The sequence below is a fragment of the Arthrobacter sp. 49Tsu3.1M3 genome (genome assembly GCF_900168135.1).
Lineage (GTDB): Bacteria > Actinomycetota > Actinomycetes > Actinomycetales > Micrococcaceae > Arthrobacter.
In genome coordinates, this window is sequence record NZ_FUZD01000020.1 from 12,469 (window position 1) to 27,284 (window position 14,816).

Below are 14,816 nucleotides of genomic sequence, written 5' to 3' on the forward strand. Positions count from 1 at the left end.
ATAAGAGCTCGCACCCGGACAGTGGGCGAAAAAGCGCCTTAGGCGAAAGAGTACTCCGCGCCGGTGAACCGACGGGAGGGCCGGACAAGCCCCAAGAGCGTGCTTCGTCGCGGCGAAGTCGAAATCCACCCGGCCAGTTGTCCCAGGAAGCCGTCCCCGGCACGAAGCGGGCCCTGATCGACTTCGTCGGCGCCGTGACGCGGGCCGCGGCAAATCGTTGGCTGAAACCCGCAAACCACGGGACGTTGGCTCTCAGAAGCCCCCGAAGCGTCTGCGGGGAGGGCCGCCGCCGATCCTGACGGTCCTGGGGCTGCCTTCCAGAACCGTCGGCGGCCACACCATGGCGATTGCCACGAGAACACTTTGGGGTCGAAAGGACAAGGGGCATGGCGGACGTCATTGGTTTCCTGACAACGTCCCGCTCGTGACCGACATTTCATCACAAAGAGGCGGAACCAGCGGGTACGTGCTCATTTGGCCCGCTTCGGAGTCACCATCCGGACTACGAGGAGGGCTGGCTGGTGGAGGGCCTGGACGAAGCGCCTCCGACGAATAAAAGACGGTTGAGCTCACGCGGCGCGCAGCTCTAATGCCGGTCCGCTTCGGCAAGAACAGCGCGAAACAGACTCACGAGGGCCAATGCCAGTGTCATCAGATTTGATCCTGCTTCGAATTCTCCAACCGGAGGCTCGTTCTGGATGTTGCCTGCCCTGGGCCACAAGGCTGATAGAGCTGATTGAATCCTTCGGGCGGCCCCTCCCTTGTGTTTCAGAGCTTCCCACGAAGCATCGGCGCCATCTCATCCGCAGTCTGCTCGCCAAGGGAAGTGCCGGGGCTGTCATTGACTGTCTTACGACCAGGAGTTTGGATTCCAGCGGCAACGTTCTGTGGCGAAGGGACCTGCGGCTGCGATGCGGACAAAAAGCATGACACAAGTATGCTGCGGGTCCAATGGCATCAGTGGAATGGTGTTGGTAGGCTTACCCCCACGGTCCGCTCCGAGGCCGGCGAATTTCACATGAGGCAGAATCCATGGACAGCCAAGGGACACCAGCGCACCCCGGTCCCGGGGCGTGCTGCGCTCCACCTCGGATGGCTGCGCCCTCACGCATCTGGGAGGGCGGACTCTTCCCGCCCACCGGCGGGGGCGGTCACGAGGACGTTCTTGTGCCCGCCGGTACCTTCCTGATGGGGGATGCCTTCGACGAGGGATACCCAGCCGACGGGGAGCTCCCGGTTCATGCCGTGAAAGTCGACTCGTTCCGCATTGATGCGACTGCGGTGACAAGCGGGATGTTTGCGCGTTTCGTGGAGGCCACGGGCTACCGGACCGAGGCCGAGGAATTCGGGAGTTCGGCGGTGTTCCATCTGCTCGTGAAAGCGCCGCGGGCGGAGGTCCTGGGTCCGGCAGCAGGGGCGCCGTGGTGGCTGAACGTGCGAGGTGCCGATTGGGCCCACCCCGCCGGTCCCGACTCGCACTGGTCCGAGGTTGCCGACCATCCGGTGGTCCACGTCTCACACACTGACGCCCGGGCCTACTGTGGTTGGGCGGGACGGCGCCTGCCCACCGAGGCCGAGTGGGAGTTCGCGGCCCGCGGCGGACTCGCCGGGAAACGCTTTGCCTGGGGGGACGAGCTCTTCCCATCCGAAAAACACCAATGCAACATCTGGCAGGGCACTTTCCCCACCTTGGATACCGCCGCAGACGGATTCTGCGGCACGGCCCCGGTGAAGTCGTTCCCGCCGAATGGTTACGGGCTTCATGAGGTGGCCGGGAATGTCTGGGAATGGTGCTCGGACATGTTCCATCCCGGGTATTACGGCGCGTCCCCCTTCGACAACCCGCAAGGTCCGCCGGCCGGTTCCGGGCGGGTGATGCGCGGAGGCTCTTACCTCTGCCACGATTCGTACTGCAATCGCTACCGGGTTGCCGCCCGCACCTCTAACACCCCGGATTCCTCCAGCGGGAATTGCGGCTTCCGCACCGTAGCCCTGGTGCCTGCCAGCCCCGGGTGAGTGTGCAGGACCCACCGGACAAGGGCCGCCCCGCACCGCCCGCTCGACAGGGGCCCAAGAAATGTTCCGCACCGCGTGCGTGGGTGGCCGGAATTGGCTGATCGCGTAATTGCGTAGAGCACGGGGACGGGAGCATCCCGGACCAAGCTCGGGCTATCCGGACGAGGGCCTTGAGGGAGCGATACGGTTCAGTCTCTGCTATTTACCTGGGCGGCTGCGGCGCGGAGGATTTGCCTCACGCCGGCCAGAAACATTTCCCGGTGGTCGAGGGAGAGGATTTCTTCGCGAAGCGATGAGACCAGCGGATGGCTTGAAGGGTCTGCGAGCAAGGGACCCGTGAACCATCCGCGTGAATCGGAATCGGGCGATTCGGCCTGGTCCCTGGCTAGACCGGCGGCACCTGCAAGGATGTATGCGCCGAGTATTGCATACTGTTCGACCAGGGCCTCACCGCTCAGGCCGGCCGCGGAGAAGCAGGACAGTATCAATTCGATGCTGTCGAGTTCGCCCTTCCCGCTGGTGGTCAGCGAGGTTGCCCTCACGGCGATGGCGGGGTAATCCAGGAAGGTATCGAGGGTTACTCCGGCGAATTCCATCAGGCATTCTTCCCACCGCGCAGTGGGGACGGTCATCCTGTCGCGTGCCATCCTGAAGAGTCGGTCCAACAGCTCCTGCATGAGGCTTTCCTTGCTCTGGAAATGCCGGTATATCGCGGTGGGATCAACACCCAGCTCCTTGCCAAGATCACGATAAGTCAGGGTCACCGTGTGCGGTCGTGCGGCAAGCCGAAACGCAGCCTCGACGAAGACTTCGCGATCCAGCGGCGCCTTGGCCGGCCTTCCGACGGATGGTTTGCCTGACACGCGGTTCTCCGTTCCACCCGCTGTGCGGGAGCAGTTGTACTTTTTCGATCATCCTACATTCAAGCTGACAATATATCTGTCAACAGCATTGACAACCCCGTTGACCGTCCTTAGTGTCGTAGCTATCCCTCGGGGGAGGTGGGGGCGGGGAGCTGGTACTCAGGTCATTTCCGGGAGCCACCATCTCCATCGTGCCGACGCGTAACCGACCGCGTCCAGGTCCTCGCCCACCGATTTCCTCTGATAATCATCGAGCAGTTCCCTCCGAGCTAGGAGCCCCAAAATTGAGAAATAAGTCCCTGCAACGTGCGCTTGCGGCAAGTGCGGTCTTGGCCCTTTCCGCCTGCTCCTCCCCTCCGGATGGCGGTTCGAATGCTCCGGCGTCGAGTTATGAAACAACCGCCAACACCCCCGCGCCAACCGGCGACCTCGACAAGCTCACTTGGTCCATCTACGCCGAGCCCAACTCGCTGGATTACGTCTATGCCTTTGATTACGCGGACAACCAGGTCCTCGCCAACGTCTGCGAATCCCTGCTTCGCCTCAACGAAGACATGTCAGTTTCTGCCGGCCTGGCCACAAAGTTCGAGAACCCGACCCCCACCACCTGGGTCTATACCATCCGCGAGGGAGTTAAATTCCATGACGGAACGACGCTCACGGCGGATGATGTCGTGGCCTCCATGAATCGTCACCTGGACCCACGAGTCGGGTCGTTCTGGTACTCGGTATACCAGAACGTTGAAAGCATCAAGAAGAGCGGTCCGAATGAGGTCACGGTGACGTCGAAGGTGCCCGACGCACTGTTCAATGAGTCGATGTCCGGTGCTGCAGGAGCCATCGATTCGGCCGCCTCCTTCAAGAAGTTTGGTGCCAACTACGGTAACTCCAGCGGCGGCGTGAACTGCACGGGTCCGTTTGAGCTCACGAAGTGGCAGAACGGTGAAAAGATCTCCCTCTCTCGGTTTGACGACTACTGGGACGCTGATCTGAAGGCCAGGTCCAAGCAACTCGATTTCGTGATCATGACCGATTCGGTGGCACGCGTAAACGCGATGAAATCGGGCGAGGTCGACGGGGGGTGGATGGTTCCCCCGAACGCCGTCGCCGAATTGAAGACCTCGGGTGCCGGGCAGATTTACTTCGGGTTGAACACTGCCGTGCAGTCACTGGTCGTCTCCAACCCCGAGGGCCCATTGGGGAACGCGGAAGTCCGCAAGGCGCTGCTGATGGCCATTGACCGCGACGGATTGGTCCAGGCTGCCGAGGCCGGTCTCGGCAAGCGCACCAACTCGCTGACCTCCGAATCGGTGTGGGCCCACGCGGACCCTGCCACCCGTGAGGCCGCGTTCAAGCAATTGGCGGACTATCCCTACGATGTCGAAGCTGCCAGCAAGATCATCAGAGAACAAGCCGTTGAGGGCAAGGAAATCACCATCACCACTGCTCCCATGGGACAAGGCTTCGCTGTGGTTGCCCAAACCGCCGCCGCGGCCGCGGAATCGATCGGGCTAAAGGCCAAGATCAATACCGTGACCCCGAGCGCCTACACGGCACTTTTTTCGGATCCTGAAGCCCGCAAGGGAACGGACCTCTTCTTCACCAGCTGGTATCTCTCGGTCGGCGACCCCCGGGAAATGTTCTCTGTTTTGCGGACCGGGGACTTCTCCAACTACGGGCAGTGGTCAAACAAGGACTATGACAAGGCCGTGAACGCCGGATTGCAAACCATGGACGGCGCCGAGCGTTTCACGAAGTCGCTTGAACCGCAAAAAATCCTCAACCAGGAGGTGCCCTGGCTGCCGCTTTACGAGAGCCCTACAGTGATGTGGATGAACGACAGGGTCACCGGCGCCTCGCCGTCGCTCAACTTCTTGTACTTCCCCTGGGCTGCAAAGATCGGCAAGCGGTAGGAGCATTTCCCTGGTGGAATGGCAATTGCAGAAAGCTGTCGAAAATGCCCCTTGGTTCGAAATCGACTCCGCCCAAGGGCGTTTTCGTGGCATGGATCTGAGCGGTAGAAGATCGACGATCTTCTCAACCAGGGAGCCCATGATGCGAAATCTTGCTTGAGGGTCGAGGGCATGGCTGCGAGGCAGGATGTCCTCGAGCCATGTCCTTGGCCGTGGTCACAAGCTGCTCTATCCCGGCAGGGAACATCTCCCGATGGTTCAGGGCCTAGACGTCGCTGCGACCCGACGCGGTCACCGACGGCAGAGGGGCCGGACATGAAAGGGCCAGTAAACCCTGCGGCGGTTGAGGAACCGGCCGCTTTTGCATGGTCCAGGGCCAATGCTGCAGCGCCGGCAGCATGCAGGAACCGAACGTTGCATATTGTTCCGCGGGGTCCCGACGCCTGGGGCCCCGCGGAAAACAGGAAGAACGGCGCCAGCGCGAAGCCAATACTTGGCGGACGTCGGTGGTATTCGTTTCTTCTCTGATGGCAACGGCAGGCTGCTCCAAGAACGCGTCCAGTGTCGATTCGCCTATCCGCCTGGCGGCCCTCCCAAGAGGTTGCGGCGCCGTTGTCCTGTCACGGATCGTCTCGGAGGCGTCGTAGGGCAGTTCCTGCATCAGCACGCCTTTTGCTCTGAAGATGCCGGAAAAATGACGGTCGATCAACGGAAAGCTTGCGGCCAAAGTCGCGATAGGTCAGCCACCGTGCCCGTGTCGGCAGGAACACGCGGAGCGGCCTCCACAGCACCTCGCCATCAAGAACGGCGACCCTTGCCGCTTTCGGCTTCTTCACTTTGTCTTCCGTGCGTCGCTCGGGCCCTCCCGCCGGCGGGCGGCGCAAGCCACCTCCCAGCAACCAAAATATAGTTGACAACATCCATGTCAACGACATTGACAGCGGCCTTGACCTGGCTTAGTGTCTTATCAAACAGGCTACTGAGATGAGGGTCACAAAGTGCAGGCAATTGCGGATGTCGCGTTTCGAGGCGGCAGTATATTTTTGGGTTCCGGGGCACCGGTTGCTGACCGGGCGGTATTGGTCAAGGACGGCCGCATCGGGGCAATCGTGCCCGAGGCCGAACTAGCGTTGCACCTCGGTTCCCAGACCAAGGTCGTCGAGCTCGACGGCGCCCTGCTCATGCCCGGCTTCCAGGACTCCCACATTCACCCGGCCGGGGGCGGGACGGAATTGCTCCAATGCAACCTCTCCGAAGCGGAAAACGCCGAGGCAGCCATTGCTGCAATAGCTGCCTACGCGGCAGCCAACCCGGATGTTGCCTGGATTCAGGGCGGCGGCTGGTCCATGGACCACTACGAGGGTGGCGCGCCGCTGGCGGCGCACATCGATGCCGTTGTATCCGATCGCCCGGTTTCGCTGGCCAGCCGCGACCACCACTCGATGTGGGCTAACAGTGCGGCGTTCCGCGCGGCCGGCGTGGATGCAAACACCCAGGACCCCTCCGACGGACGCATCGAGCGGCTGGCCGACGGCACACCGGCCGGAACGCTGCATGAAGGTGCCATGGCCCTGGTCCAGAAAAACGCCCCCGCTGCCTCGCTGGATCTCCTGGTGACCGGCCTCTCCCGTGCGCAGGACGAGCTGATCGCCCAGGGTATCACCGGGTGGCAGGACGCGCTGGTCGGTGCCGGCTCGGGCATCCCCGATCCCAAGGACGCCTACTACCGGCTAATTGCCCAGGGCAATCTGAAGGTTCGCGTTCGCGGCGCCCAGTGGTGGAGGCGCGACCAGGGGCTGGAACAAATCGATGCGATGATCGAGGCTCGCGCCGAAGCCGAGGCACTGGGGCTACCCGAGCGCTTCAACTTGGGCACCGTGAAGATCATGGTTGACGGCATTGCCGAGAACTTCACTGCGTCCATGATCGATTCCTATCGTGACAAGTGCGGGCACAGCACTCACAACAACGGGCTTTCCTTCATTTCCGCCGAAGATCTGGCGCTATACGTTACGGCACTGGACGCCGCGGGCTTCCAGTGCCACTTCCACGCTTTGGGCGACCGTGCAGTGCGCGATGCACTGGACGCTTTGGAAGCAGCGCGGAAGGCCAACGGGCCGAGCAGCTTGCGCCACCACTTGGCACACCTGCAGGTCGTCTCGGCGGTAGACGCAGCACGGTTCGCCCAGCTCGATGCCGTGGCAAACCTGCAGCCCCTCTGGGCCTGCCACGAGGACCAGCTTGACCGGCTCACCCTGCCGTTCATGCCGGAATCCGCGCAGGACCGACAGTACCCGTTCGGGGACCTGGTCAACCATGGTGCAATGCTGGCTGCCGGCAGCGACTGGCCGGTCTCCAGTGCCGACCCCCTAGCCGGTTCGCACACGGCGGTGAACCGCGTGGCTCCCCAAGGCGACGGGAAGCCACTCGGCGGCGAAAAGCAACGCCTTGACCTGGCCACGATCCTTGCCGCTTACACCTCCGGGACCGCCTACGTGAACCATCGCGATACGACCACCGGAAGCATCGCCCCGGGCTACTTCGCCGACCTCGCGGTGGTTTCCCCAAACCCCTTCGACGTGCCGGCCGAGGAAATCTTCCGCAGTCGCGTCATCTCCACCTGGATCGACGGCGCGTGCGTCTATGCAGCAGCCGATGTCCCTATTTCATCCAAGTAAGGCCTTGAAGAACATGATTAAGAAGCCCCTCCAGGCTGCGTTCGCGGCAGGTTCCATCCTGGCACTTGCCGCCTGCTCGACCTCGCCGAACGCTGCCGGGCCGGCGGCGAAGCCCAGCTTCGACCTCACCACGGGCACCCCGGCCCCAACCGGAGAACTCGATAAACTGACCTGGTCGCTCTACGCCGAGCCGCACTCGCTGGACTACGCCTACGCGTTCGATTATGCAGACAACCAGGTCCTGTCCAACGTCTGTGAGTCGCTGCTGCGCCTGAATGCCGACATGAGTGTTTCCCCGGGCCTGGCCACGAAGTTCGAGAACCCCGTTCCGACCAGCTGGGTGTACACGATTCGGGAGGGCGTGAAATTCCACGACGGGACTCCGCTGACCGCGGACGACGTCGTCTATTCGATGAACCGCCACCTGGATCCTGCTGTGGGTTCCTTCTGGTACGCGGCCTACGCCAATGTCAAGGACATTAAGAAGACCGGAGAGCACCAAGTCACCGTGAGAACCAAGGTTCCGGACGCATTGTTCAACGAAACGATGTCAGGTGCAGCGGGCGTCGTCGAGTCGGCGGCGACGCTGAAGAAGTCAGCCAGCGACTACGGAAACTCCACCGGCGGCGTGAACTGCACGGGGCCGTTCGAGTTCGAGAACTGGCAGAGCGGCGAGACGATCAAGCTCGCCCGCTTCGACAGCTACTGGAACAAGGATCTCAAGGCCAAGGCCAAGGAACTGGAGTTCGTCATCCAGACCGACCCCGTGGCACGCACCAACGCGCTGAAGTCCGGCGAGGTCGACGGCGGCTGGATGCTTCCCACCAACGCCATCAGCGAGTTGAAAGCCTCCGGGGCCGGCCAGGTCCTCTTCGGCCTCAATTCCTCGGTCAGCAGCCTGGTTGTCTGCAACTCGAAGGGCCCGCTGGGCGACCCAAAGGTCCGAAAAGCCCTACTGATGGCGATCGACCGCAACGGCCTGACGCAGGCGGCGGAAGCCGGCTACGCCACTCTGACCAACTCCCTGACCGCCGAATCAGTCTGGGGATCGGCCGATGCCGCAACCAGAGACGCCGCATTCAAGGATCTCATCGACTACCCCTACGACGTCGAGGCAGCTGCCAAAATCATTCAGGAGCAGGGCGTTGCCGGCCAGGAAATCACCATCACGACCGCGCCAATGGGCAACGGCTTCGCTGTGGTCGCCCAGGCAACTGCCGCCGCGGCGGAATCGATCGGCCTGAAGGCCACGATCAACACAGTGACCCCGAGCGCGTATACCTCGCTCTTCTCGGATCCGGCGGCACGCGAGGGAACCGACCTCTTCTACACCAACTGGTACCTCTCCACGGCGAACCCGCTGGAGATGTTCAGCATCCTGCGCACCGGGGACTTCTCCAACTACGGCAACTGGTCCAGCCCGGAGTTCGACAACGCAACGAACGCCGGTCTGCAGAACACCGACCCGGCCAAGAGCATGGCAAAGGCGGTCGAAGCCCAAAAGACTGCCAATAAGGAGCTTCCGTGGTTACCTCTCTACGAAAGCCCGACCAATATCTGGCTGAACAACAAGATCACAGGTGCCTCACCGTCGGTGAATTACCTGTACTACCCCTGGGCGGCCGAAATTGGCGCAAAGTAACCTCGCCGTAGGCGCCCCGCCCGTTCCGGGGGCAATCAAGCCCCGGCGGCAGGCGGGCCCGGCGCTGAAACTCGCGGCCGGAAAGGTGGGCGCATTCCTCTTCACCGTGTTCGTGTCCTCGGTGATCGTGTTCTTCTCCCGCTGGCTGGTGCCGGGAGACCCAATCAACTTCCTGCTTCGCGGGCGCAGCCCCAATCCGGAAGCCATCGCCGAAGTCACGGCCATATACGGCCTGGACAAGCCCCCGCTGGAGCAGTATTTGAACTGGATCGGCGGCGTGCTGGAGGGCGACTTCGGCCGTTCACTGCAGTACCGCCAGGACGTCACCGACGTGATTCTGAACCGCCTGCCCGTTACCCTGGGCCTGGTGGTCATGGCCGGTGCGATGATCGCGATCCTCGGCCTGGCCGCGGGCATCGCAGCCGCGTTGTTGCGCGGTACCTGGGCCGACCGGGCGATCGTGGCCTCGATGTCCGGCCTTGCTGCCGTCCCTTCGTTCGTGGGTGCGATTGTCCTGATCGCCATCTTTGCGGTGCAGCTTGGCATGTTCCCGTCTTTCGGATCGGGAACCGGGTTCGGGGACATGGTGTACCACTTGGTCCTTCCCTCCCTGGCATTGGCGCTCTCCTTCATCGCCGTGGTGGGGCGCGTGACCCGCTCGGCCATGGTCGAGCAGTTCGCCCGCGAGCACGTCGAGGTGGCCCGTTCCCGCGGCGTCACCCCGGCGGCGGTGGTCATCCGCCACGTCCTGCGCAACGCCACGGGTCCGATCCTCACCGTCTCCGGCCTGCTGGTTGCGGGCCTGCTGGTGTCGTCAGCGATCGTGGAGCAGGCCTTCGGCCTGGCCGGACTCGGCTCCCTGTTGGTTTCCTCCGTGGACCGCCTGGACTTTCCCGTGGTGCAGGCGATCGTGCTGATCGTCGTAACCGCATTCGTGGCCATCAACACGCTGGTGGACCTCCTGGGTCCCGTTATCGATCCGCGCCTGAAGGCCGGAGAGGGAGCACGATGAGCATTCAAACTGCTTCGCGTTTGCCGATCAAACGCCTGAGCCTGAAAAACCGCCGATGGGGACTAATCCTCTCCACGACATTCCTGGCACTGGTGCTGTTCATCGCCCTCCTTGCACCCCTGGTGGCACCGTACCCGCCGTCCGCAGTTGACCTGCTGCGGGTCAACTCCGGTCCGACGCCACAGCACTGGCTGGGCACCGACGCCCTGGGCCGCGACATCCTCTCACGCATGGTCCACGGATCTCGCACCGCGCTGGCCGGCCCGGCATTCGTGGTGCTGCTCTCCAGCATCCTGGGCCTGCTGATCGGTTTGTGGGCGGGCTGGGCCGGAGGCAGAGTCGATGCAGTCATCAGCCGTGTCTTCGACATCGTGCTGGCTTTCCCCGGCCTCTTGCTGGCGATCCTTGCCGTGGCACTCTTCGGCAAGGGCCTGGTGGCCCCCGTCCTGGCGATGTCGATAGCGTACACCCCGTACATCGGCCGCCTGACCCGCCAGCTGGTGGCCACGGAAAAACACCGCCAGTACGTTGCGGCCTACAAGGTCCAGGGCTTCTCCGCGCCGTGGATCGCCACTCGCGCCGTCATGCCCAATGTGTTGGGCGTCGTCGGGTCGCAGACTACGCAGAACTTCGGCTACGTGTTGGTTGAGCTGGCCGCCCTGTCCTTCTTAGGCCTCGGCATCCAGGCGCCGCAGGCCGACTGGGGCAACATGATCAACGAAGGCCAGACCGCACTGGTCAGTGGAAACTTCATGCCGGCCCTCATCCCGGCGTTTGCCGTGGTGCTCGTAGTCGTGGCAGTGAACACCGTTGGTGGCTGGCTATCAGACAAGCTGGGAGATCCCTTCGCATGAACCTCTTAAACGTCTCTGACCTAAGCATCGAGATCACCAAGCCCAGGGGATCGACCCTGCTGCTGGACAGGGTTTCGCTGCACATCGCGCGCGGCGAAACCGTGGCGCTGGTTGGCGAATCCGGATCCGGGAAGTCGCTGACGGCCCGCGCCGTGCTGGGCCTGCTGCCTTCCTCGGCCGACGTCACCGGCGAGATCGACCTTGAGGGCGTCCAGGTCCTGAAGGCTTCCGCGGCCGAGCTGCGCGCCATGCGCCGCACCCGTGCCGCCATGGTCTTCCAGGACCCGCGTTCGTCCATCAACCCGGTGCGCACCCTCGGTGCCCACCTGATCGAACCGATGATGCAGGTTCCGGGTACAGACAAGGCTGTGCTTGAGGCCCGCGCGGTCGCACTGCTTGGTTCCATGGGGTTGACAAGCCCCGAGGCCCGGATGAAGCAGTACCCGCACGAGTTCTCCGGCGGCATGCTGCAACGCGTGATGATCGCCGGCGCCCTGATGAACGACCCGAAACTGCTGATCTGTGACGAGTCGACGACCGCCCTGGACGTCACCACCCAGGCGGCGGTGATCCAGCTACTCTCCGAGGCCGTCTCCGAGCGCTCCATGGGCATGCTCTTCATCACCCACGACCTTGCCCTGGCCGCGTCGATCGCTGACCGCGCCTACGTGCTGCGCAACGGCGTTGTCCAGGAGCACGGCGAGACCCGCCAGGTCTTCGAACGCCCCGTCTCCGACTACGCCAGGAAACTGGTTGCGGCAACGCCAAGCATGCAGAATGCGCTGCAGACCAGCGTCCACCGTACCGGGTCCCGCGACGCCCCCGTGCTGAGCGTGGACAACGTCTCAAAGACCTACCACATCCACGGGCAGCCGCAGGTTGAGGCGCTGAAATCCGTGTCGCTGGCCATTCCGGCGGGTGGCGGACTCGCCGTCGTTGGCGAGTCGGGTTCGGGAAAATCCACCCTCGGTCGCATCATTGCCGGCCTCGAGCACGCAGACACGGGTGAAATGACGACGGCTGGTGGCCAGGTGAAGGGCGGCAGCGCCAAGGAACGCCGACTGAAGACGGCATCACGCGTCCAAATGGTCTTCCAAGACCCCTACCAGTCCCTGGATTCCCGGCTCACCCCGGCCAAGGCCCTGGAAACGGTCCTGAAACTGCACTACAAGCTCGACGTCAAGACCATGAAGGCGCGAATCAAGGAATTGCTTGAATCCGTAGGCCTTGAGGAAAAGCACGCTAACCTCTACCCCCGCCAGCTGTCCGGCGGTCAGCGGCAGCGCGTTGCCATTGCCAAGGCCATGGCCCTGAATCCGCGCCTGCTGGTGCTCGACGAGGCGACCAGCGCGCTTGACGTCTCAGTCCAGGCCCAGGTTCTTGAACTGGTCAACAAGCTGCGCAACGAGAGCGGCGTCTCGGTGCTGTTCATCAGCCACGACCTGGCGATCGTGGGGGAGATCTGTGACGAGCTCTTGGTGGTCCAGGCCGGATCAATCGTGGAAAGCGGGCCGACGAAACAGGTACTGAACAATCCACAGCACCCCTATACCCAGGCGCTGCTGGCCTCCGTGCCGCGTCCCCGCTGGAGTAGCGACAGAAGCACAGAAGCCGCTCCGCAGGATGCGGATTTGGAACCGGCCAAGAACAACAGCCACTAAACAAGAAACAAGGCAATGACTACATCAAAACCGACATTCTTTGAGAACGCCGAAATAACCATCGACCCGGCGCTCTGTGCCGCGGCCCTGCGAGAGACCAAGCGCGCGGTGTACTGGCTCGATACTCCGGCTAGACCGGACGGGCGCGAACCCCTGCGCGCACAGATAAACGCCGACCTGCTGGTGGTCGGTGGCGGTTACACCGGGTTGTGGACGGCGCTCCAGGCCAAGGAACGCAACCCGGAAACCGATGTGGTGCTCCTCGAGGCCGGCTGGATCGGATCGGAGGCCTCGGGCCGTAATGGCGGTTTCTGCGAGGCCTCGCTGGTGCACGGCGCATCCAACGGAGAGGCCCACCTGCCCAAGGAAAACGCACGGCTCACCGAACTGGGCAACGAGAACCTTGCCGAGCTGATCGCGACCATCGACCGCCACGGGATCGATTGCGACCTTATCCGCGAGGGCACCCTGACGGTGGCCACCGAGCCGCACCAGGACGCCTGGCTGCGCGCGGAAGCGAACGGCGGGGACGTCGTGTACCTCGACCGCGGCCAAACCGCGGAACTCCTCAAGTCCGATGCCTTCCTCTCCGGCTCGTGGTCCAAGCAGGACACCGTGTTGGTGAACCCCGCCAAGCTGGCCTGGGGCCTGCTTGGGGCCTGTGAGAAGCTCGGGGTCAAGGTCTTTGAGCAGTCCAAGGTCAACGGACTTCAGGAAGCCGGTGGCCGGATCGTGGCCAGGACCACGTCAGGTGCCGTGAATGCGGGCCGCGTTGCGTTGGCCACAAACGCCTTCCCGTCGCTGCTCAAGCGCAACGCGCTGATGACCGTACCGGTCTACGACTACGTGCTGGTCACCGACCCGTTGACCAAGAGGCAGCGCGAAGCCATCGGCTGGGACACTTTGCACGGTCTGGTGGACCTGAACAACCGGTTCCACTACTCGCGCCCGATTATTGACGAAAGCGGAGGGTTCCGTATCCTCTACGGCGGCTGGGATGCCATCTACCGTTTCGGCGGAAGGGTCGACCACGACCACTACGACAGCGAGAAGACCTATACCAAGCTCGCTGCGCACTTCTTTGCCACCTTTCCAGAGCTGCAGGAACTGAAGTTCTCGCACGCCTGGGGCGGGGCCATCGACTCATGCAGCCGGTTCTTCTCCTTCTTCGATCTGGCCTACAAAGGCAAGGTTGCCTCCTGCGCCGGATTCACCGGGCTGGGTGTTGGGGCCTCGCGCTTCGGCGCGAAGGTCATGCTGGACCTGCTTGAGGGCCAGGGCACCGAATTGACCGAGTTGGAAATGGTCAAGAAGAAGCCGCTGCCCTTCCCTCCGGAGCCGGCAGCCTGGCTAGGGGTCAAAATGATGACCGCGGCCATGGCCCGTGCGGACCACCGTGGGGGAGAGCGGGGCCTGTTCCTCAAGACCATGGATGCCGTGGGCATCGGGTTCGACTCATGAACACGTCCACGGCTCCGGACCCCGCACCCGTAAGGCATCGCCAACGCCGGACCATCAACACGGCCAGAATCGTGCTCGAGCACGACCCGGTTCCGCCCGGCCACGTGCCGGGGGAGCCGAGCAGCGCAGCGAAGCGCCTGGGCGAGATCTTCGGCGTGGAAATCGGGTTATGGGAAATGAGCCAAGGGGCCATGAGCGACGTGGAGGCCGAGGAACTGTTCGTGGTGCTCAGCGGTTCTGCAACCGTGCAGGTCCATGCGACGAACGGCTTCGAGGCAGCCGAACTTCGCCTGATGCCTGGTACCGTGTGCCACCTCTCCGAGGGCATGCACACCACCTGGACGCTGCATGAGCCGCTGCGCAAAATGTACCTGGTCTCGGCCGACTAGCAAATCCAGTTGAGCACGACCGAATAGGGCCTGTGCCCGCTGGCTGCCAGCGGGCACAGGCCCTATTCGGCATTCTTGGCTCACCTTGGGCGGGGCATTTCCCGGTTGGTGGGAGCGGCAACCGGTTCATCAGCCCGCCCGGGCCGACGAGCTCGATTCCTGCTCCCGGGCTTGGGCCAGGTGCTGCTGCGCCAACTCTTGCTGATCCGCTTGAGTCGCCATGGGATCCATGGTTCCGCTCATGATCAATCCTCCCCGCCAGGTAACTCCCGGCGTGTCAGCCAACCCCGGATCCACGTTATTCAGACACTCCCCATCAGCCACACA

At 63.2% G+C, this 14,816-nt stretch carries 10 protein-coding genes; 9 read left to right on the plus strand and 1 reads right to left on the minus strand.

Annotation, left to right across the window (positions count from 1 at the left end; translation table 11 throughout):
* Positions 1-1,092 precede the first annotated feature (1,092 nt).
* The gene (locus B5X90_RS17145; protein WP_079555161.1) at positions 1,093-2,016 is read left to right on the plus strand and encodes a formylglycine-generating enzyme family protein; all 924 of its coding nucleotides are present in this window, start codon (positions 1,093-1,095) and stop codon (positions 2,014-2,016) included.
* Positions 2,017-2,204: 188 nt separating this feature from the next.
* Here the strand turns inward: B5X90_RS17145 and B5X90_RS17150 are convergent, their stop codons facing one another.
* Positions 2,205-2,879: a TetR/AcrR family transcriptional regulator gene (locus tag B5X90_RS17150; RefSeq protein ID WP_079555162.1), complete on the minus strand. Its 675-nt coding sequence runs from the start codon at positions 2,877-2,879 to the stop codon at positions 2,205-2,207.
* A 329-nt stretch (positions 2,880-3,208) separates the two neighbouring features.
* Here B5X90_RS17150 and B5X90_RS17155 point away from each other — a divergent pair, with 329 nt between their 5' ends.
* The 8 genes from B5X90_RS17155 to B5X90_RS17190 all read left to right on the plus strand — a co-directional run bounded on the left by B5X90_RS17155 (position 3,209) and on the right by B5X90_RS17190 (position 14,489).
* Positions 3,209-4,792 carry an ABC transporter substrate-binding protein gene (locus tag B5X90_RS17155; RefSeq protein ID WP_079555163.1) on the plus strand — a complete coding sequence of 528 codons (1,584 nt, stop codon included), beginning with the start codon at positions 3,209-3,211 and terminating at the stop codon, positions 4,790-4,792.
* A gap of 1,079 nt (positions 4,793-5,871) precedes the next feature.
* Complete coding sequence (locus B5X90_RS17160) at positions 5,872-7,470, plus strand: amidohydrolase (RefSeq protein WP_256860301.1); 1,599 nt, start codon at positions 5,872-5,874, stop codon at positions 7,468-7,470.
* Between the two features lie 13 nt (positions 7,471-7,483).
* Positions 7,484-9,112 (plus strand): ABC transporter substrate-binding protein, encoded by a 1,629-nt coding sequence (locus B5X90_RS17165; RefSeq protein ID WP_143264798.1) that lies wholly within the window; start codon positions 7,484-7,486, stop codon positions 9,110-9,112.
* Complete coding sequence (locus tag B5X90_RS17170) at positions 9,099-10,124, plus strand: ABC transporter permease (protein WP_372702894.1); 1,026 nt, start codon at positions 9,099-9,101, stop codon at positions 10,122-10,124. The genes B5X90_RS17165 and B5X90_RS17170 overlap by 14 nt, the downstream gene beginning before the upstream one ends.
* Positions 10,121-10,978: an ABC transporter permease gene (locus B5X90_RS17175; RefSeq protein ID WP_079555165.1), complete on the plus strand. Its 858-nt coding sequence runs from the start codon at positions 10,121-10,123 to the stop codon at positions 10,976-10,978. Before B5X90_RS17170 ends, B5X90_RS17175 begins: the two co-directional genes overlap by 4 nt.
* The gene (locus tag B5X90_RS17180) at positions 10,975-12,639 is read left to right on the plus strand and encodes a dipeptide ABC transporter ATP-binding protein (protein ID WP_079555166.1); all 1,665 of its coding nucleotides are present in this window, start codon (positions 10,975-10,977) and stop codon (positions 12,637-12,639) included. Before B5X90_RS17175 ends, B5X90_RS17180 begins: the two co-directional genes overlap by 4 nt.
* A 15-nt stretch (positions 12,640-12,654) precedes the next feature.
* Positions 12,655-14,100 carry an NAD(P)/FAD-dependent oxidoreductase gene (locus B5X90_RS17185; protein ID WP_079555167.1) on the plus strand — a complete coding sequence of 482 codons (1,446 nt, stop codon included), beginning with the start codon at positions 12,655-12,657 and terminating at the stop codon, positions 14,098-14,100.
* On the plus strand, positions 14,097-14,489 hold the full coding sequence (locus B5X90_RS17190; protein ID WP_079555168.1) for a cupin domain-containing protein: 393 nt from the start codon (positions 14,097-14,099) through the stop codon (positions 14,487-14,489). The genes B5X90_RS17185 and B5X90_RS17190 overlap by 4 nt, the downstream gene beginning before the upstream one ends.
* Positions 14,490-14,816: the final 327 nt, after the last annotated feature.